The sequence below is a fragment of the Mesorhizobium oxytropidicola genome, assembly GCF_056174625.1.
Map to the genome: position 1 here is coordinate 1,569,814 of NZ_CM149692.1, position 17,821 is coordinate 1,587,634.

The window sequence follows — 17,821 nt, forward strand, 5'->3', positions numbered from 1 at the left end:
CGGGATTACGCTTCATTTACATTAAGATTTCGTTGGCGCGCCTGTCCGATTGCTGACACGACCCCGCCAGGAAGCGAGCCGGGGCCGGAACCGCGGATGCCACTACGCTTTGGCCAGGGGGAACTCGTTGGCGATCGTGACGTGATGGTGGATGCGGCCCTCGAAATATCTGGCCAGGACCGCCTCGGTCGCGGCGCGCGATTCAGCGCGGACGGGGCTGGCAAGGGCCGCGTCGACGGCCGCCATGTCGCGGTAGTTGATCGCCAGGATTAGCGGGAATTCCGGTGCGCCGTCGTCACGCTTTTCGGCGAAACTGACGCGCACGTCGAGCGCGCCGGGAAACGCCTTCCACTTCGGCAGGACGGTCTCGAGGACAGCCTGGCGGAATGCCAGGGTCTGCCCGTCCTTCACCTTGCCTTCAAACAGCGCATAGCGCGTGATCATGTCCGGTTCTCCTGATCGTTGTTGCGTTGGAAGAATTCCATCAATGCGGCCTGATCCTCGCCGCCCAGTCCAGCAGCCGTCAGCAGCCTGTGCACTTCGGCGCAGACGGCCGTCAGCGGCATCGCCGTATGCGTGCGCCGCGCCAGATCCTGCGCGGCATTGAGATCCTTGACCATATTGTCGATGCGGCCCGTGCGCCGGTAGTCGCGGGTGGCGAAGCGCGGCAGGTATTCCTGCAGGATGGCGCTGTCGGCGCGGCCGCCCTTCAACGCCTGCGGGATCTTCAGCACGTCGACGCCGGCGTCCAGCGCCAGCCGCGTCGCTTCCGCCACGGCCATGAAGTTCAGCGCGCACAGCACCTGGTTGATCAGCTTGGTCGTCTGGCCGGTGCCGGCCGGGCCCATATGGGTGTAATTGGCCGCGACGTCGCGCAGTACATTGTGGGCATCCTCGACGTCATCCTCTTCGCCGCCGGCCATCAGTGTCAACTCGCCGATCAACGCCTTCGGCGCGCCGCCTGAGAGCGGGCTGTCGACCCAGCGCAAACCCTTCTCGCTTGCGTCGGCGGCGAGCTGGCGCGTCGCATCGGGGTCGATGGACGACATGTCGATGATCAGCGTGCCGGGCTTCGCTCCAGCCGCCACGCCGCCGTCACCGAACACCGCGCGGCGCACGATCGCCGCCGAATTGAGGCTGAGGATGACGTAGTCGGACGCGCCGGCGGCCGCGGCCGCACTCGCCATGGCGGTCGCGCCCTTGGCGACCAGCGCCTCGACCTTGACCTTGTCGAGATCGAACACGGCGAGGCGATTGCCGGTGGCGAGCAGGCGCTCGCCGATCGCCCCGCCCATGGCGCCGGCGCCGATCAATGCGACGTTGTTGGTCATGACGGCCGCTCCTCGAATTTCGTTGTTATGTCCGCGACAATCTCCTCGAGCGGCGCGTCGATCGCCACCCTGATCGCGTTCTCGTCCTTGCCTGGCATCTCCAGCGTCGCGAACTGGCTGTCGAGCAGGCTGGTCGGCATGAAGTGGCCGGTGCGTTCGCGCATGCGACGGGAAATCAGTTCGTGCGAACCGTCGAGATAGATGAACAGCACCGGCGCTCCGGCCTGTTCGGTGATGAAATCGCGATAGGCGCGCTTCAACGCCGAGCAGCCGACGATGACGGGCATCGTGCCTGGCCTCAGGGTTTCGCCGACCTTTGCCAGCCACGGCCACCTGTCGGCGTCGACAAGCGGAGTGCCGGCGCTCATCTTGGCAATGTTGGCCTCCGGATGCAGCTGGTCGCCATCGACATAGGTCGCCGAGATCGCGCGGGCGAGTGCCTCACCGATCGTTGTCTTGCCCGATCCCGCAACGCCCATGATGACCATGCGGCGCGGCGGATCAGATCGACGCTGTGATGCCGCCATCGACATAGAGGATATGTCCGTTGACAAAGGAGGACGCGTCGGAGGCGAGGAAGACGCAGGCCCCGACCAGTTCTTCGACCCTGCCCCAGCGGCCGGCCGGTGTGCGCTTTTCGAGCCATGAACTGAAGGCCGGGTCGGCGACAAGGGCAGCATTGAGCGGTGTGTCGAAATAGCCCGGTGCAATGGCGTTGCATTGCAAGCCATGCTTGGCCCAGTCGGTCGCCATGCCCTTGGTCAGGTTGCCGACCGCGCCTTTCGTCGCCGTGTAGGGTGCGATTCCCGGGCGGGCGAGTGCGGTCTGCACACTGGCGATGTTGATGATCTTGCCGCGGCCGCGGCCGATCATGTGGCGTCCGACCGCCTGGCCGACATGGAAGACGCTGGCGACGTTGGTCTGCAGCAGGCGCTCGAACGCATCGGCGGGAAAGTCCTCGAGCGGCGCGCGAAACTGCATGCCGGCATTGTTCACCAGTATATCGATCTGCCCGCCGGAGAGCTCGAAACCGTCAATGGCGGAGCGCACCGCTTCATGGTCGGTTGCGTCGAAGACGAGTGTTCGTGCCCCTGGTATCCGTGCCGCCGCCGCCGCGAGCTTTGTCGCGTCGCGGCCATTGAGGACCACGCTGGCGCCAGCCCCGGCCAGGCCCTCGGCCAACGCAAATCCGATGCCTTGAGAGGAGCCGGTAACGAGCGCCGTGCGCCGCGTGAGATCGAACAGAGTGGACGACATTTTCCCGATTGCCTCTCGTCGTTGAATGTTGTTATGTTATCGATAACATTGCTGTCAAGTCAATTGGAGCGAAAACCGATGCAGCGGCCTCACATCCTTCAGATTGGACCTTATCCAGCGTGGGACGAGGAGCCACTCAACCAGGCCTTTGTTGTCCACCGTTATTTCGACGCGCTCGACAAGCCGTCCTTCCTTGCAGAGGTTGGGCCGCGCATACGCGCCATCGCCACGCGCGGCGAACTCGGCGCCAGCCGGGCCATGATCGCGGCCTGTCCTTCGCTCGAGGTCGTGAGCGTCTATGGCGTCGGTTTCGACGCGGTGGACCTCGCGGCATGCCGGGAACGGGGCGTGCGTGTCACCAACACGCCCGATGTGTTGACCGGCGACGTCGCCGATCTCGGGATCGCCATGATGCTTGCCCTCTCGCGTGGCGTGGTGGGGGCGCAGCGTTGGGTGCACGACGGCAGTTGGGCGGCCAAGGGGCTGTACCCGCTGCAGCGCCGCGTCTGGGGCCGGCGGGCTGGCGTGCTTGGTCTTGGCCGCATCGGTCACGAGGTGGCCAAACGCCTCGCCGGCTTCGGCATGGACATTGCGTACAGCAGCCCCACACGCAAGGATTTCGCGTCGAACTGGGCGTTCGTCGCCGACCCGGTCAAGCTGGCCGAGCGCTCGGATTTCCTGTTCGTGACGCTTGCCGCGTCGCCCGCGACGCGCCACATCGTCAACAGCGATGTGATCGCGGCGCTTGGCGAGGACGGCATGCTGATCAACATTTCGCGCGCTTCCAACATCGATGAGGATGCGCTGCTCGACGCGCTCGAGAACAAGACACTCGGTTGCGCCGCGCTCGATGTGTTCGAAGGCGAGCCCAGGCTCAATCCGCGCTTCCTGGCGCTCGACAATGTGCTGCTGCAGCCGCACCATGCGTCGGGCACCGTCGAAACGCGCAAGGCCATGGGTAAGCTTGTGCGCGACAACCTCGCCGCCCATTTTGCCGGCCAGCCGCTGCTCACGCCGGTGCTTTAACTCTTAGATTTCAACTCCGAAGGGAATCGCTGCACAGCCTTCCTGGAATCGCCCGAGGAGCTCGCCTGCCATGAAGTCGATCGTCATCCATGCCGCCAAGGACCTGCGCATCGAGGACCGTCCGGTCGAAGAGCCGGGTCCGGGCCAGGTGCTGCTGCGTCTCGCCGCCGGCGGCATCTGCGGCAGCGACCTGCACTATTACAATCATGGCGGCTTCGGAACGGTGCGGCTGAAGGAGCCGATGATTCTCGGCCACGAGGTCTCCGGCGTCGTCGAAAAGCTTGGGCCCGGCGTCAGCGGGCTGCAGCCTAGCCAACTGGTCGCGGTCTCGCCGTCGCGGCCCTGCTACAGCTGCCGGTACTGCCGCGAAGGGATGCACAACCAGTGCCTCAACATGCGCTTCTACGGCAGCGCCATGCCATTCCCGCACATACAGGGCGCGTTCCGCGAAATGCTGGTGGCGGACGCGCTGCAATGCGTGCCGGCGGACGGGTTGAGCGCTGGCGAGGCGGCAATGGCCGAGCCGCTGGCGGTCTGTCTCCACGCGACGCGCCGGGCCGGCGAGATGCTGGGCAAGCGGGTGCTGGTGACCGGCTGCGGGCCGATCGGCCTGTTGTCGATCCTCAGCGCGCGGCGTGCGGGCGCCGCCGAGATCGTCGCCGTCGACATCGCCGATTTCACCTTGTCGATGGCGATGCGGGCCGGGGCTGACAAGACGATCAACACACGCACCGATCCGGATGGGCTGGCCCCCTATCTCGCCGACAAGGGGACGTTCGACATCCTCTATGAATGCTCGGGGGCCGCCGCGGCGCTGGCGCAGGGCATCGCGGCGCTGCGCCCGCGCGGCACCATCGTCCAGCTCGGCCTCGGCGGCGCCGAGATGGCCCTGCCGATGTCGGCGGTCACCACCAAGGAACTGTCGATCAACGGGTCGTTCCGCTTCCATCCGGAATTCGCCGTGGGCGTTGAGCTGATGCGCAAGGGACTGATCGACGTGAAGCCGCTGATCACCCACACCGTGGCCTGCGAGGAGGCCTTGTCCGGCTTCGAACTCGCCAACGACCGCAGCCAGGCGATGAAGGTTCAGATCGCCTTCTCGTGAGCCTTGGCGGCGCGTTGCATTCCGCAGTGATATCGATAACGTATGGCCATGCAGCCTTCGTCAAAACGCCCGACCATGGCCGATGTCGCGCATCGCGCCAACGTCTCGACAATGACCGTGTCGCGCGCCTTCAAACGCGATACCTCCATCAGCGCCGACACGCGCGACCGGATCATTAGGGCGGCGGACGAGCTCGGCTATGTCTTCGACAGCATCGCCGCCAACCTGTCGTCGCGCCGGTCCGGTTTCGTCGCGGTGACGATCCCGTCGATCAACAACGCCAATTTCGCCGACACGGTGCGCGGTATGACCGAGGGCCTGCGCGACAGCGGGCTGGAAATCCTGCTCGGCTTCACCGACTACAATGTCGAGGAGGAGGAGCGCCTGGTCGGCCAGTTGCTCCGGCGGCGGCCGGAAGCGATCATCGTCACCGGCGGCCGGCATACGCCGCGCTGCCGCAAGATGCTGGAGAATGCCGGCGTGCCGGTGGTGGAGACCTGGGATCTGCCGGACGATCCGATCGGCCATGTCGTCGGCTTCTCCAACGCCGAAGCCGGGCGGCTGATGGTCGACCATTTCGTCGCACGCGGCTATTCGAGGCTCGGCTTCATCGGCGGCGACACGTCGCGCGACACGCGCGGCCTCGATCGCCGGCGCGGCTTTGTCGCGGCGCTGCAGGATAGGGGCCTCGACGCCTCGCGCGTCATCGCGTCGGGCGTGCCGCCGATATCGATGCGCGAGGGCGCCATCGCCATGGTCGAGATGATCTCACGCTGGCCGGACACGCAGGCGGTGATGTGCGTGTCGGACCTTTCGGCTTTCGGCGCGCTGATGGAATGCGTGCGGCGCGGCATCCGCGTTCCCGACGATGTCGCAATCGCCGGCTTCGGCGCCTATGACCTCGCCGAGCAGTCGGTGCCTTCGATCACCACGATCGATGTCGGCGCGCATGAGATCGGTGTCAGGGTGGCCGAGCTGGTGCTCGACCTGCTCAACGATCGCCGCGCTGCCGATGACCGGGTGGTGGTCGGCATGACGCCCAAGGTGATCGTGCGTCACACGGCTTGACGGTTTCCAAAAAGAAAACGGCCAGCGCGATGAGCGCCAGCCGTCTTCTGGTGGCCTTTGCGGCCGAGCTTACTTGCCCCAGATCTTCTTGTATTGGTCGCGGTAGCCGTTGCCCGGGTCGAAGCGGTTGTCCGGGCCGCCGTCGAATTCGACATTGTCCGACGTCACCACATGCAGCGGCGAGATGTAGCCCGACCATTTCTCGCCGGCCATGGCGCGGTTGAGCTCGTCGACGAGCTGCCAGCCCTGCAGGTTCAGCGGCTCTGCCACCGTCACCTTCTGGAACTGGCTGGAGCGGATGCGCTGGTAGGCGGATTCGGAACCGTCGCCCGCCGCCACGTTGATCGGCGCGTCGGTGCCGGATAATTTGCCGGCGGCCGCCAGCGACGGGCCCATGAAGTCGAAATAGAGATCGTTGATGGCCAGCGAATGGGTCCAGGCGTCGCCGTATTTCTGCAGCAGCGAGGTGGTGAGCTGCGGCATGCGCTGCGAGGTTTCGGCGATCGGCGTGTCGACATATTCGAGCACCTTGCCGCCGAGATCCTCGATCTCCTTCTTCATCCGGTCCGCCTTGGCGATGGCGATCTGGTAGGTGGAATCGGTGAAGATGATGACGCCAGGCTTGCCCTTGGCGTCGACAAAGGCCCAGTCGGCTGCCGCCTTCGACACTTCCATCGGATCGGTCGAGACGTTGGCGATGATGCCGAGATCGTCGATCGGGCCGACCGTCGGTGCCGCATGCCACGCCGCCATCGGAATCTTGGCCGCTTTGGCCTGCTCCATCGCCGGCTTCTGCTCGACGGCGTCGAAGCCGTTGATGATGATGCCGTCGGGATTAAGCGCGAGCGCCTGGCCGAAGGCCGCCGTGCGGCCGCCGATGGAGCCGGCGCCGTCAAGCGTCTTGACCGTCCAGCCGAGGGCCGCCGCTGCTTCCTCGACGCCCTTGGTGACGCCCAGGATGCCGCCGTTCTTCATGTCGGCGCCAAGCACCACGATCGTCTTGCCGGCAGCGCCTTTCGGTCCGGTCGTCGGGCCGTCCCATTTGTCGACCTTGCTGGCGTATTTGTCGACGACGGCCTTGGCGTCGGCCATCGGGTCGGCCAGCGCGGTTGAGACGATGCCAAGCGCCAGGCAGGCGACGCCGAGTTGAAGGACTGTTCTGCGATGCATGTTTCTTCTCCCATTAAGCATTGTCATTTGTCTTTGTCGGTTGGCTGGCGGCTGGGGGCGGCACGACCGCGCCGCGGCGGCGCTGCGCGTAGCCGGCAATGCCGATGGCGACGAGCAAGGTGACGCCGTTGAACAGCGGCTCGACCCAGAACGAGCCGCCGAATTGCTGGATGCCGGAAATGCCGGCGGCGAGGATGACGACGCCGATGATCGTGCCCCAGACATTGACGCGGCCGGGCTTGATGGTGGTCGATCCGAGGAAGGCACCGACCAGTGCCGGCAGCAGATATTCGAGACCGACGCTGGCCTGGCCGATCCGCAGCTTCGAGGCGAGAAGCACACCGCCCAGCGCGGTCAGCGCGCCCGAAGCAATGAAGGCGCCCATGACGAATTTCTGCACCGGTATGCCGTTGAGCGCGGCGGCCTTGGGATTGGCGCCGATGGCGTAGAGGTAGCGGCCGATCGGCATGTATTCGAGCACAAGCCACATCGCCAGCGCCAGGACGATCACGTAGTAGCCAGTGATCGGCAGGCCGAACAGCATCGTGCCGTTGAGAGCGAGGAAGCCGTCGGGAAGCATGCCGACGACCTGGCGGCCGCCCGTGTACCACATGGCCAATGCATAGAGCACGGTGCCGGTGCCGAGCGTGGCGATGAAGGAATCGATGCGCGCCACCTCGACCAGCAGGCCGTTGATGAAGCCGGTCACGACGCCGAGCAGGATGACGATGAGCACCGCGATCGGCCAGGGGACACCGAAGGCGGTCTGCAGGCTGATGGCCAGGATATGCCAGAGCACGATGCCGTAGCCGACGGTCAGGTCGATGCGGCCGGAGGCCATGGGGATCATCGCCGCCAGCGAGAGCAGGGCGATGATCGCCTTGTCGGAGATGATCGAGCGCAGATTGAGCAGCGTCGGGAAGGTGCGCGGCAGGAGCAGCGAGAACAGCAGGATGAGCAGCAGCGTCAGGATCGGCAGGCCGTAGACCGGCAGATAGCGCGCCGCCTTCTGGCCAAAGCTCAGCCCGGAGAGTTCCGAGCGGGTCGGCTCCAGCGCAGTCGATTTGATCGAGTTCATGGATCCTCCTCAGGCGGCTTCGGACACGGAGGCGGCGTGGATGAGCGCCGCCGTCGTCAAGGCATCGCCCGCCAGTTCGCGCACGATGCGGTTATGCGAGAAGACAAGGGCGCGATGGCAGATATGGGCGACCTCCTCGAAATCCGTGGACACGACGATGACCGCCAGCCCGGCCTCGACGGCCGCCGCGATCAGCCGGTAGATTTCGGCCTTGGCGCCGACATCGACACCCGCCGTCGGATCCTCGGCGATCAGCAGCTTGCGGCCCGTCGCCAGCCAGCGGCCGACGACCACCTTCTGCTGGTTGCCGCCGGAGAGCGCCTCGATCGGCAGATGCGGGTCGTTTGGCCTCAGGCCGAGCCGCGCGCCGAGCTCCTGCGTCAGCTCGCTCTCCCGCGCCGGCTTCATGAAGGAGAAAAGTCCGCGGCCGACCGCCGACGGGTTGAGATACATGTTCTCGCGCACGGACAGCGACAGCGCCACCGACTCCTCGGTGCGGTCGCGCGCGATCAGACCGACGCCGGCGGCAAGGGCTGCACCGACCGAGGACAAATCGAGGCGTTTGCCGTCGAGTGAGACTGTGCCGTCGAAAGGCTCGGCGCCGAACAGCGCGCGGCCGACGGCTTCCTGTCCTGCACCGCGCAGGCCGACCAGGCCGAGCAGTTCACCCGATCGCGCCTCGAAGCGAACCGGACCGACGCTGCCGCAGCGCAGATCCTCGACCTTCAGCCGCTCGGGTCCGTCCTGCCAGCGCGACTTGGCGAACATCTGGTGCGCCGGGCGGCCGACGATGAGATCGACCAGTTCCTGCGGCGTCGTCTCGGCAACCGGCTTGACCGCCACCATGCGGCCGTCGCGCATCACGGCGACACGGTCGGCGATGCGGAACACTTCGTCCAGGCGGTGCGAGACATAGATCATGCCGACGCCGCGCTCGCGCAACGGCCGCAGCGCCTGGAACAGGCGTTCGACCTCATCTGCCGGCAGGCTTGCCGTCGGCTCGTCGAGCACCAGCACGTCGGCTTCGGTGGCGAGCGCGCGGGCGATGGCCACCAGCGATTTCTCGGTGCGCGAAAGATCCTGGACGCGCGTCGCCGGATCGAAGGCGCAGCCGACCAGTGCCAGGGCGCTCTCGGCACGACGCTCGGTGTCGCGCCAGTCGATCAAGCCCGAGCGGCGCGAAAAACCCTGCGCCATGCCGACATTCTCGGCCACCGTCATCCATTCGATGAGGCCGAGATCCTGATGGATGAAGGCGACCTTCTGGGGCTGGTTGGGGCGCGGCGGGCGGTGGTGATAGTCCTCGCCGCGAAAGCGGATTGTTCCCTGGTCGCGCTTGTAAATGCCTGCCAGCGTCTTGATCAGCGTCGACTTGCCGGCGCCGTTCTCGCCCAGCAGCGCCACGACCTCGCCCTCGTGGATGTCGAGCGAGACCGACTTCAACGCCAGGGTGCCGCCGAAGCGCTTGGAGATGTCGATGAATTCGATGAGCTTGGGCCGCATCTATGGCCCTCCCAAGCCAAACAAACGGACTGAATTGGCAACGATGTTATCGCTAACATTTTTGCAGGTCAAGTCTTGAAAATGGCTCGCCGCGAAGGCTATCGATAGGCCGGCTTCGTGGAGGACAAGGCATGTTCGGAGACATTGAAGGCGCAGGCTTCGAGGTTCTCGACGAGCGGTTCGAGCGCTGCTTCGTCGGCCATGTCGCCGTCGAACGGCTGTGGACGGGCGGGCGCTGGCTGGAGGGTCCGGCATGGTTCGCAGCCGGGCGGTATCTGTGTTTTCGGACATCCCGGACGACCGCATCATGCGCTATGACGACACCAGCGGCATGGTCTCGGTTTTTCGCGCGCCGGCGAACAACGCCAACGGCAACACAGTCGACACTGAAGGGCGGCTGGTCACCTGCGAGCACCGCGCGCGGCGCGTCACCCGCACCGAGCATGACGGGTCGATCGCGGTGATCGCCGACCGCTTCGAGGGCAAGCGGCTGAATTCGCCCAACGATGTGGTGGTTCACTCGGACGGCACGGTGTGGTTTACCGATCCGCCCTATGGCATCGCGACGGACTATGAGGGCGACCGCGCCGAGCAGGAGATCGAGGGCTGCCACGTTTACCGCGCCGACCCTGCAACGGGCGCGGTGACACGCGTCGTCTCGACGATGGCGAAACCCAACGGTCTCGCCTTCTCGCCGGACGAAACCATCCTGTATGTCGGCGACACCGGCGTAACACACCAGAAGGATGGGCCGCGGCACATACGCAAGTTCGCTGTCGAGGGTGCCGCGCTCAACGAACTCGGCGTCTTCGCGACCTGCACGGCTGGCCTGTTCGACGGATTCAGGGTGGATACGGCTGGCCGCGTCTGGGCTGGCGCCGGCGATGGCGTCCATTGCTTCGACCCCGACGGCACGCTGATCGGCAAGATCCGCATTCCGGAGACGGTGGCGAACCTCACCTTCGGCGGCCCGAAACGCAACCGCCTGTTCATCACGGCGCGGCAGTCGCTCTATTCGGTGTATGTCGTGGCGAATGGCGCAGGGCGGGGATAGTCCTGCCTGCCCTGCCAGGCAGGCGATTTCCAAATGCCAAACTCAGCTGTTGCGATCCGCCACGAAGTTTGCCGCCTGCCTCAGCAGCGCCGCCTGTTCGCCATAGGGCTCGAGCAGCGCGTGGGCCTGGTAGACGAGGCCCTTCAGCTGTCGGCGCGCCCAGGGCGCGCCGTGCAGCGCCACCAGCGTTCCTTTGCCGGCGGCGGCGTCCTTGCCGGTCGCCTTGCCCATCTGGCTGGCGTCGGCGGTCAGGTCGAGCAGGTCGTCGGCAAGCTGGAAGGCAAGGCCGACCGCCGAGCCGAATTCGGCCAACCGCTCGCGGTCTTCCGCCGAAGCGCCGGCGATGATGGCGCCGGCTTCGCAGGCGAAGCGGATCAGCGCGCCGGTCTTCATCGCCTGCAGCCTTATGATGCCGGACTCGTCGGGCGGCGTCTGTTCGGCTTCGAGGTCGAGCTTCTGGCCACCGACCATGCCGCCGGCTCCGGCCGCACGGGCAAGCGCCAGCACCAGGGCCGTCCGCCGCTCCGCCGGCAGTACGGTCGCCTCGCCGGCGATGATGTCGAAGGCCAGAGTCAGCAAGGCGTCGCCGGCCAGGATGGCTGTCGCCTCGTCGAAAGCCTTGTGCACGGTCGGCTGGCCACGGCGCAGATCGTCATCGTCCATCGCTGGCAAATCATCATGGATCAGCGAATAGCAATGCACGCATTCGAGGGCCGCCGCGACGCGCAGTGCTGCTTCGCCATCGGCGGAGAAAAGGGCAGCACTTTCCATGACCAGGAAGGGGCGCAGGCGCTTGCCGCCGTTCAGCACGCCATGGCGCATCGCCGCCATCAGGCGGTCGGGCCGCGCGATCTCGCCCGAAAGCGGGCGGTCGTCGAGCAACCGCCGCAGCAGCACCTCGACGGCCGCTGCCCGCCGGATGAGCGCCATTTCGAACGCCATTTCGTCGTCATTCGTCATGGCCGGGAGCGGTAGCCGACACTCAGACGTTGCGCAAGAAGGCAAGCGCCATTATGCCGGAGCAGTAAGAGCCCGTTTGGAAACTCTACTCCTGCGGTCATCTGAAGGCGTTTTCTGTGCTTACGGTGCTCACGTACTCAAATGTACGCTCCGCTCCGGTTCTCGAAAACACCGTCATGTGACTCACAGGAGCGGGTTTCGAAACAAGCTCTCTGGCACGGGTTGGGCGGCTTGGCGGAACCGATCGTCGATCATGAAACCGAAAAGCTGGACATGGCGACGAGATCGCGCGGCGTGAACCGCCGCAATCTCAGGCGCTGGGTCCGGCGCGGCATCATCGTGGCCGCCGTACTGGCGTTGATTCCGACAGTGCTGACCTTCCTTTACCTGCCGTCCTTCGTGCATCCGGTGTCGACGCTGATGCTGAAGGACCTGGCGACCTTCTCCGGCTATGACCGGCGCTGGGTATCGATCGACGATGTCGCGCCGGTGCTGGCCCATTCGGTCATCATGTCTGAGGACGGGCAGTTCTGCTTCCACCGCGGCGTCGATCTCGGCGAATTGCGTGGCGTTGTCGACGACGCGCTGGCCGGCGAGGCAACGCGCGGCGCCTCGACCATCACCATGCAGACGGTGAAGAACCTGTTCCTGTGGTCGCGGCCGCTGGGCTCGGTGCGCAAGGTCGTCGAACTGCCGCTGGCCGTCTATTTCGACGCGGTGATGTCGAAACGCCGCATCATGGAAATCTATCTCAACATCGCCGAATGGGGGCCGGGCATCTACGGCATCGAGGCGGCGGCACAGCATCATTTCGGCATTTCGGCAAAACAGCTGTCGCGCCGGCAGGCGGCACTTCTCGCCGTCACCTTGCCCAATCCGATCGCCCGCAATCCGGCAAAACCCGGGCCGGGCCTACGACGGCTCGCCAATCTGATAGAGCGCAGGGCAGGTCGTTCCGGTGCTTATGTCGGCTGTCTCGAATAGCCGGCACAAAAAAGTTCATGGTAGCGCTGGCCAAAACGGCACAGGGCGTGTATAGGCACCCGACTTTCTCAGATTTAGGCCCCGACATGGCCCTTTCACGAGGGCGGGCGGGGCTTTTGACCATGTAGTGGAGCATATCCATGGCCGTTCCGAAACGCAAAACCTCTCCGTCCAAGCGCGGCATGCGCCGCTCGGCCGACGCCCTCAAGGCCCCGACCTATGTCGAGGACAAGAATTCCGGCGAAATGCGCCGCCCGCACCACATCGACCTGAAGACCGGCATGTATCGCGGTCGCCAGGTGCTGACCCCCAAGGAAAGCTGAGACCAGCTTTTCCAAAGGGTTGAGTTACAAAGGACCGGCCTGTGGCCGGTCTTTTTGCGTTTGGCGAACCTAATGCCCGGGGCCAAAGCTCCAGGCTGCCATCTCACCGGCGCAGCGCGCGCCGGCTGCTTCAAGCGCCGAGCCTCTGTCTCACGCTTGCCCGATGTTGGCTGACATGGTTGTTGCATCCGGTCTTCGACCGTGTTTGCGGCTTCTTACGAAAAATCTTGACGGCGTGCCTGTGGCGCATTCTACAGAAGGTGCCCCCATATGGAGACGCCAGATGTTCGGTGCCGTCCCGCTTTTGATCGTGCCTTTCATTCTCTACAATCTCGGCCTGCTCGGAATTTTCGGCGGCGGTGACGATCCATGGGCGAGCGAGATCTTCTCGTTCCGCATGATGTCGGGCGGGGTGTTCTCGATGACGCTGGGCGACCTGATGATCCTGATCGGGCTGATCTTCCTGTTCCTCGAAATGGTGAAGTCGGCGCGCACGACCAGCGCCTCGATCATGGACCATCTCCTGTCGACGCTGGTCTTCGTCGCCTTCCTGGTGGAGTTCCTGCTGGTCAAGGGCGCGGCGCATTCGATCTTCTTCACGCTGATGATCATCGCGCTGTTCGATGTGCTGGCCGGATTCGCAGTGTCGATGCGGTCGGCGAGCCGGGACATCAACGTTAACTAGACTAAGGGCTCAGCCCGGATCGGCGTTGAAGCCGGCGGCCTCGATGCCGGCGATGGCCGCTGCCTCGTCATTGTCCGACGTGTCGCCTGATATGCCGACGGCGCCGACAATAGTGCCGGCCTTGTCGCGGATCAGCACGCCGCCGACCACCGGCAGGACGCGTCCGCCCGACACATCGGAGATGCCGGCGACCAGATGCGGGCGCTCCTTGGCGAAGGCCTCGACCTTGCGTGAGCCCATGCCGATGGCCAGCGCGCCATAGGCCTTGCCGGCCGACATTTGCGGGCGCAGGAACGAGGCGCCGTCCTGGCGCTGGAAGGCGACCAGATGGCCGCCGGCGTCAAGCACCGAGACACCCAGCGGCTTGAGCTTGAGATCGGCGCCCTTGGCAAAGGCGGCATCGATGATTTGCCTGGCTTTTTCGAGCGGCAGCGCGGTCATGGCAATCTCCTGTTGGAAAGCGACAATCATCGGCGGGCGGCCGGCCGAAGCAATCCCGGTTTCGGTTGAAATTGCTTCTTGTGAAGCGGTGGGATGAAGGGCCGCTGTCTGGATGGCGCCGTCGAACGGCAACAGGCGAGCAGGCGCCGGCCGATTCAGGCGGGGGTGCCGAAGAGGTGCGTGTTATTTCTTCTTGGCGCGTGCAGGCTTCTTGGCGGGCAATGCCGGCGCGTTGGCGAGGTCTTCGGCTTCCTTGGCGAGCCGGAGCGCCCTCAGCTTGTCGGTCTTGACCTTGCGGGCGTCACTCTCGGCGGCATATTCCGCCATCGCCTTCTGGCGGACGGTCGCCGCTTCTTCCTGTTTCTTGAAGCGCAGATCGGCGCGCGCGCGGGCGGCATCCCGAGAGTTCTCAACCAAGACCTTATCCAATCCCGTGAATTGTGGTTTCCGCTTGTTCTAGCAGAGCCGGCCTCTCAACGGGGAAAATAGTTGTTTACGCGGCCGGGCTGGCGTTGAGAGCCTTGCTGGCGACCACGGCTTGATAGGCGGCCTGCAGGGTCGCGCGGACAGAAGGGCCGGACGCCGTATCGAGCGGCGTACCCAAATGCTCATGGCGCAATTCGTCCATGAATTTCTCCCACAGTGGCGGTCCGCCCTTTTCCAGGAGCTCGGCGCGGATCGAGAGTTCCTCGGTGGTTGGCAGCCAGACCCGGCCCCAAGCGCCGAGATGGGCGAGAATCGGCACCAGCGTGATGGCCATCTCGGTCAGGCTGTAGATCGCCTTCTGCTTGTGGCTGGGGTCGTCGGCCTTTGTCAGCATGCCCAATTCCATCAGCCGCTTCAGCCGGTCGGCAAGGATGTTGGAGGCAATGCCTTCCATCGAGCCGTTGAGCAGTTCGCGAAAATGCCGCCTGCCGCCGAAAATCATGTCGCGAAGGATGATCAGGCTCCAGCGGTCGCCGAACACTTCCAGCGACAGATTGATCGGGCAGCCGGACCGGCGATCGAGGCTCATTCGATTCTCTCCACACAAAACCAGTTGCATTATCGTATCAGTTTTATTATGGTGCAACCGATTGCAAAATGCAATCAGATTAGGAGCCCTGTGATGACGACGATCAATCGCCCCGAGATCCTATCCGAAGCCTTCGGCGACCCTGAAAATCCCCCCGCTGCTTTTGATCATGGGCGCGATGGCCTCGATGCTGTGGTGGCCGGAGGCGTTTTGCCGGGAGCTGGCGGATGCCGGCCTGTATGTTATCCGCTACGACAATCGCGATACCGGCCGTTCGACCAAATATCCGCCGGGCAAGGCGCCCTACACATTCGACGACATGGCGGACGACGCGATTGGTGTGCTCGACAGCCATGGCATCGACAAGGCCCATGTCGCCGGCATGTCGATGGGCGGCATGATCGCGCAGATCGCGGCGCTCAGGCACCCCTCCCGCGTCGCTTCGCTGACGGTGATCAGCAGTTCGCAGGTGGGGATGGACACCTCCCATCTGCCGCAGACGACCGATGCCTATATCGAGCATTCGGCCGCGGGCGCCGATGTCGACTGGTCGGACCGCCGCCAGGTGATTGATTTCATGGTCAGGGATGCCAGGGCGATCGCCAGCACCGCACACCCGTTCGACGAGGCCCTGATGCGGGCCTTCATCGAACAGGATTACGATCGCTCCGGCGGGTTCCTCAGCGCAACCAATCATTTCTCGCTCAAGGGTGGCGATGCGTGGAAGGGCCGCTTGCCAGAAATGGCGGCGCCGCTGCTGGTTATCCATGGCACATCAGATCCGATCTTTCCGGTCGAGCATGGCGAGGCGCTGGCCAAAACGGTCGCCGGCGCGAACCTCCTTCGCGTCGCGGGCGGCGGCCATGAGCTGCATTCGCAAGACTGGCCGGACATCGAAGCCGCCATCGTCTCGCATATCAGGTCCAATTGAGATTTCATGGGGTCGGTCTTGACGGGCGAGGTTTGCCACAATAGTTAAGTAATTGCTTCAGTGTTGACCTGGCGGGCGCATAGCTCTCGCCCATCGACGAACCAGAAAGAGACGAGCAAAGAATGTCCCTGACACTGCATTTCCATCCGCTGGCCTCTTTCTGCTGGAAGCCGCTGATCGCGCTCTATGAGAACGGCACGGTCTTCAATCCGGTCATCGTCGACCTTGGCGACGACCATTCGCGCGCGGCCTTCCTGAAGATTTCGCCGACCGGCAAGATGCCGGCGCTGCGCGACGATGCGCGCGACCGCACGGTGCTGGAATCGACCATCGTCGTTGAATATCTCGCCGCGCATTATCCGGGGCCGGTCGAACTCATCCCAGCCGACATCGACGCGGCGCTGGCGGTCCGCCAGGCCGACCGCTTCTATGATTTCTATGTGCAGGAGCCGATGCAGAAGATCGTCGGCGACCGGTTGCGGCCGCTCGACAAGACAGATCCGTTCGGCGTCGAACAGGCGCGCGGCCAGCTGCGCAACTCCTATGCCATCATCGAACAGGAGATGCAGTCGAAGATTTGGGCGGTGGGCGACGCCTTCACCATGGCCGATTGCGCGGCGTCGCCCGCGCTCTTCTATGCCAACAAGGTCGAGCCGTTCGGCGACAAATATCCGGCCGTGAAACGCTATCACGACCGGCTGCTGCAGCGCCCTGCCTTCGCCAGGGTAATCGAGGAGGCGCAGCCCTACTTCAAGTTCTTCCCCTACAACAACGGCTGACCGCTATGCTGCACGATGCCGCCCAGCTCGACCTGATGTTCCAGGCGCTTGCCGATCCGGCGCGGCGGCAGATGGTCGACCGGCTGTCGCGTGGCCCCGCCTCGGTCAGCCAACTGGCCGAACCGCTGGCGATGTCGCTGTCGGCCGTCGTCCAGCACCTCAACCTTCTGGAAGCAAGCGGGCTGGTTCGCACGCAGAAGGTTGGGCGCGTGCGCACCTGCCAGATTGAACCCAAGGCGCTCAGGGCGGCCGAACACTGGATCAATGAGCGGCGCCTCGCCTGGGAGCGCCGGCTGGACCGGCTGGGCGATTTTCTGGCGGAAACCAAACACGAAACATGAAGGAGATCTCAGTGAGCCAAAGATCCGTCGTCCATTCCACCTTCGTCGTCGAGCGTCTCTATCCGGCGGCGCCGTCGAAAGTCTTCTTCGCGCTCAGCAATGCAGACGCCAAGCGACGCTGGTTCACCGATCCCGACAATCCGATGCCCGGCCGCTTTGAAATGGACTTTCGCGTCGGCGGCAAAGAGGTCAATGCCGGCGGGCCAAAAGATGGTCCGATCCACGTCTACACCGCTACCTATCAGGATATCGTGCCGGACCAGCGTATCGTCTACAGCTATGACATGCTGTTCGGCGGAACCCGCATCTCGGTGTCGCTGGCCACGATCGAACTTTTTGCAGAAGGCAAGGGGACGCGGCTGGTGCTGACCGAGCAGGGCGCTTTCCTCGATGGCCACGACACCTCGTCAACGCGCGAGCACGGGACCGGAGTGCTGCTCGATCTGCTCGGCGCTTTTCTGGACAAAAAGACCTGAAGTGTTGGTCGGGCCGGTCAGAAACGGTCAGGCTTCCCAGAATTGATCGAGCCAGATGTTGAGCTTCAGGAAGCCGGAATTGCTGACTGTATAGACACGTCGCGTGCCTTCAGCCTTGGCGTTGACCAATCCGGCGTCCAGAAGCACTTTCAGATGCTGTGATACGGCCGGGCGTGATACTGGCAAGCCGGCGGCCAACTCGTTGACGGTTTTCGGGCCGCGTCGAAGTTCTTCCAGAAGATGGCGCCGATTGGGGTCGGCGATCGCCATGAAGGCGTCGGAAAACATCATGCC

The 17,821-nt window shown here is 64.5% G+C and carries 21 protein-coding genes and 2 pseudogenes; 11 read left to right on the forward strand and 12 right to left on the reverse strand.

Features of this window, described 5'->3' with window-relative positions:
- Positions 1 to 102: 102 nt before the first annotated feature.
- From AC0V8S_RS07860 to AC0V8S_RS07875, 4 genes are read right to left on the reverse strand one after another with little or no spacing between them, the layout of a single operon-like run.
- A complete protein-coding gene (locus tag AC0V8S_RS07860) occupies positions 103 to 444 on the reverse strand; it encodes a hypothetical protein (RefSeq protein WP_183463809.1) in 342 nt (113 codons plus the stop codon).
- Positions 441 to 1,331: an NAD(P)-dependent oxidoreductase gene (locus tag AC0V8S_RS07865; protein ID WP_475437356.1), complete on the reverse strand. Its 891-nt coding sequence runs from the start codon at positions 1,329 to 1,331 to the stop codon at positions 441 to 443. Before AC0V8S_RS07865 ends, AC0V8S_RS07860 begins: the two co-directional genes overlap by 4 nt.
- Positions 1,328 to 1,864 carry a gluconokinase gene (locus AC0V8S_RS07870; RefSeq protein ID WP_475437357.1) on the reverse strand — a complete coding sequence of 179 codons (537 nt, stop codon included), beginning with the start codon at positions 1,862 to 1,864 and terminating at the stop codon, positions 1,328 to 1,330. Before AC0V8S_RS07870 ends, AC0V8S_RS07865 begins: the two co-directional genes overlap by 4 nt.
- Positions 1,833 to 2,588, reverse strand: a complete 756-nt coding sequence (locus tag AC0V8S_RS07875; protein WP_475437358.1) for an SDR family oxidoreductase — start codon at positions 2,586 to 2,588, stop codon at positions 1,833 to 1,835. The genes AC0V8S_RS07870 and AC0V8S_RS07875 overlap by 32 nt, the downstream gene beginning before the upstream one ends.
- A gap of 78 nt (positions 2,589 to 2,666) precedes the next feature.
- Here AC0V8S_RS07875 and AC0V8S_RS07880 point away from each other — a divergent pair, with 78 nt between their 5' ends.
- The 3 genes from AC0V8S_RS07880 to AC0V8S_RS07890 all read left to right on the forward strand — a co-directional run bounded on the left by AC0V8S_RS07880 (position 2,667) and on the right by AC0V8S_RS07890 (position 5,787).
- A complete protein-coding gene (locus AC0V8S_RS07880; protein ID WP_475437359.1) occupies positions 2,667 to 3,614 on the forward strand; it encodes a 2-hydroxyacid dehydrogenase in 948 nt (315 codons plus the stop codon).
- Between the two features lie 70 nt (positions 3,615 to 3,684).
- Positions 3,685 to 4,719, forward strand: coding sequence for an L-idonate 5-dehydrogenase (locus tag AC0V8S_RS07885; protein WP_475437360.1), 1,035 nt, complete (start codon positions 3,685 to 3,687; stop codon positions 4,717 to 4,719).
- Positions 4,720 to 4,767: 48 nt separating this feature from the next.
- Complete coding sequence (locus AC0V8S_RS07890; RefSeq protein WP_244661976.1) at positions 4,768 to 5,787, forward strand: LacI family DNA-binding transcriptional regulator; 1,020 nt, start codon at positions 4,768 to 4,770, stop codon at positions 5,785 to 5,787.
- A gap of 69 nt (positions 5,788 to 5,856) precedes the next feature.
- On the opposite strand, the gene AC0V8S_RS07895 is transcribed toward AC0V8S_RS07890, so the two are convergent.
- Genes AC0V8S_RS07895 through AC0V8S_RS07905 form a run of 3 tightly spaced genes read right to left on the reverse strand, consistent with a single transcriptional unit; the run spans position 5,857 to position 9,538 of the window.
- The gene (locus AC0V8S_RS07895) at positions 5,857 to 6,957 is read right to left on the reverse strand and encodes an ABC transporter substrate-binding protein (protein WP_475437361.1); all 1,101 of its coding nucleotides are present in this window, start codon (positions 6,955 to 6,957) and stop codon (positions 5,857 to 5,859) included.
- 13 nt (positions 6,958 to 6,970) lie between these two features.
- Entirely contained in the window at positions 6,971 to 8,035 is a 1,065-nt protein-coding gene (locus tag AC0V8S_RS07900) for an ABC transporter permease (protein ID WP_095201234.1), read from the reverse strand.
- 9 nt (positions 8,036 to 8,044) lie between these two features.
- On the reverse strand, positions 8,045 to 9,538 hold the full coding sequence (locus tag AC0V8S_RS07905) for a sugar ABC transporter ATP-binding protein (protein WP_475437362.1): 1,494 nt from the start codon (positions 9,536 to 9,538) through the stop codon (positions 8,045 to 8,047).
- Between the two features lie 131 nt (positions 9,539 to 9,669).
- Between AC0V8S_RS07905 and AC0V8S_RS07910 the strand changes: the two are divergent.
- Positions 9,670 to 10,592 (forward strand): annotated as a pseudogene (locus AC0V8S_RS07910) (SMP-30/gluconolactonase/LRE family protein).
- A gap of 42 nt (positions 10,593 to 10,634) precedes the next feature.
- On the opposite strand, the gene AC0V8S_RS07915 reads toward AC0V8S_RS07910, so the two are convergent.
- Entirely contained in the window at positions 10,635 to 11,552 is a 918-nt protein-coding gene (locus AC0V8S_RS07915) for a polyprenyl synthetase family protein (RefSeq protein WP_475437363.1), read from the reverse strand.
- Positions 11,553 to 11,774: 222 nt separating this feature from the next.
- Between AC0V8S_RS07915 and AC0V8S_RS07920 the strand changes: the two genes are divergently transcribed.
- The 3 genes from AC0V8S_RS07920 to AC0V8S_RS07930 all read left to right on the forward strand — a co-directional run bounded on the left by AC0V8S_RS07920 (position 11,775) and on the right by AC0V8S_RS07930 (position 13,544).
- Positions 11,775 to 12,536, forward strand: coding sequence for a biosynthetic peptidoglycan transglycosylase (locus AC0V8S_RS07920; RefSeq protein WP_475437364.1), 762 nt, complete (start codon positions 11,775 to 11,777; stop codon positions 12,534 to 12,536).
- 140 nt (positions 12,537 to 12,676) lie between these two features.
- Positions 12,677 to 12,859, forward strand: coding sequence for a 50S ribosomal protein L32 (gene rpmF / locus AC0V8S_RS07925; protein ID WP_008834724.1), 183 nt, complete (start codon positions 12,677 to 12,679; stop codon positions 12,857 to 12,859).
- A 283-nt stretch (positions 12,860 to 13,142) separates the two neighbouring features.
- On the forward strand, positions 13,143 to 13,544 hold the full coding sequence (locus tag AC0V8S_RS07930; RefSeq protein ID WP_095201239.1) for a hypothetical protein: 402 nt from the start codon (positions 13,143 to 13,145) through the stop codon (positions 13,542 to 13,544).
- Between the two features lie 9 nt (positions 13,545 to 13,553).
- Here AC0V8S_RS07930 and AC0V8S_RS07935 read toward each other — a convergent pair whose 3' ends face one another.
- The 3 genes from AC0V8S_RS07935 to AC0V8S_RS07945 all read right to left on the reverse strand — a co-directional run bounded on the left by AC0V8S_RS07935 (position 13,554) and on the right by AC0V8S_RS07945 (position 15,000).
- Positions 13,554 to 13,985: a GlcG/HbpS family heme-binding protein gene (locus AC0V8S_RS07935; protein WP_183463796.1), complete on the reverse strand. Its 432-nt coding sequence runs from the start codon at positions 13,983 to 13,985 to the stop codon at positions 13,554 to 13,556.
- A gap of 183 nt (positions 13,986 to 14,168) precedes the next feature.
- Positions 14,169 to 14,402, reverse strand: coding sequence for a hypothetical protein (locus AC0V8S_RS07940; RefSeq protein WP_183463794.1), 234 nt, complete (start codon positions 14,400 to 14,402; stop codon positions 14,169 to 14,171).
- Positions 14,403 to 14,478: 76 nt separating this feature from the next.
- Positions 14,479 to 15,000 carry a winged helix-turn-helix transcriptional regulator gene (locus AC0V8S_RS07945; protein ID WP_183463792.1) on the reverse strand — a complete coding sequence of 174 codons (522 nt, stop codon included), beginning with the start codon at positions 14,998 to 15,000 and terminating at the stop codon, positions 14,479 to 14,481.
- A 93-nt stretch (positions 15,001 to 15,093) separates the two neighbouring features.
- Between AC0V8S_RS07945 and AC0V8S_RS07950 the strand changes: the two are divergent.
- The 4 genes and pseudogenes from AC0V8S_RS07950 (at position 15,094) to AC0V8S_RS07965 (ending at position 17,527) form a co-directional block, all read left to right on the forward strand.
- Positions 15,094 to 15,931, forward strand: a pseudogene (locus AC0V8S_RS07950) (alpha/beta fold hydrolase).
- A 122-nt stretch (positions 15,932 to 16,053) separates the two neighbouring features.
- Complete coding sequence (locus AC0V8S_RS07955; protein ID WP_183463790.1) at positions 16,054 to 16,710, forward strand: glutathione S-transferase family protein; 657 nt, start codon at positions 16,054 to 16,056, stop codon at positions 16,708 to 16,710.
- Between the two features lie 5 nt (positions 16,711 to 16,715).
- Positions 16,716 to 17,051: an ArsR/SmtB family transcription factor gene (locus tag AC0V8S_RS07960; protein ID WP_183463789.1), complete on the forward strand. Its 336-nt coding sequence runs from the start codon at positions 16,716 to 16,718 to the stop codon at positions 17,049 to 17,051.
- Between the two features lie 11 nt (positions 17,052 to 17,062).
- Positions 17,063 to 17,527, forward strand: coding sequence for an SRPBCC family protein (locus AC0V8S_RS07965; RefSeq protein ID WP_475437365.1), 465 nt, complete (start codon positions 17,063 to 17,065; stop codon positions 17,525 to 17,527).
- A 27-nt stretch (positions 17,528 to 17,554) separates the two neighbouring features.
- Here the strand turns inward: AC0V8S_RS07965 and AC0V8S_RS07970 are convergent, their stop codons facing one another.
- A complete protein-coding gene (locus AC0V8S_RS07970) occupies positions 17,555 to 17,818 on the reverse strand; it encodes an ArsR/SmtB family transcription factor (protein ID WP_027041916.1) in 264 nt (87 codons plus the stop codon).
- Positions 17,819 to 17,821 lie beyond the last annotated feature (3 nt).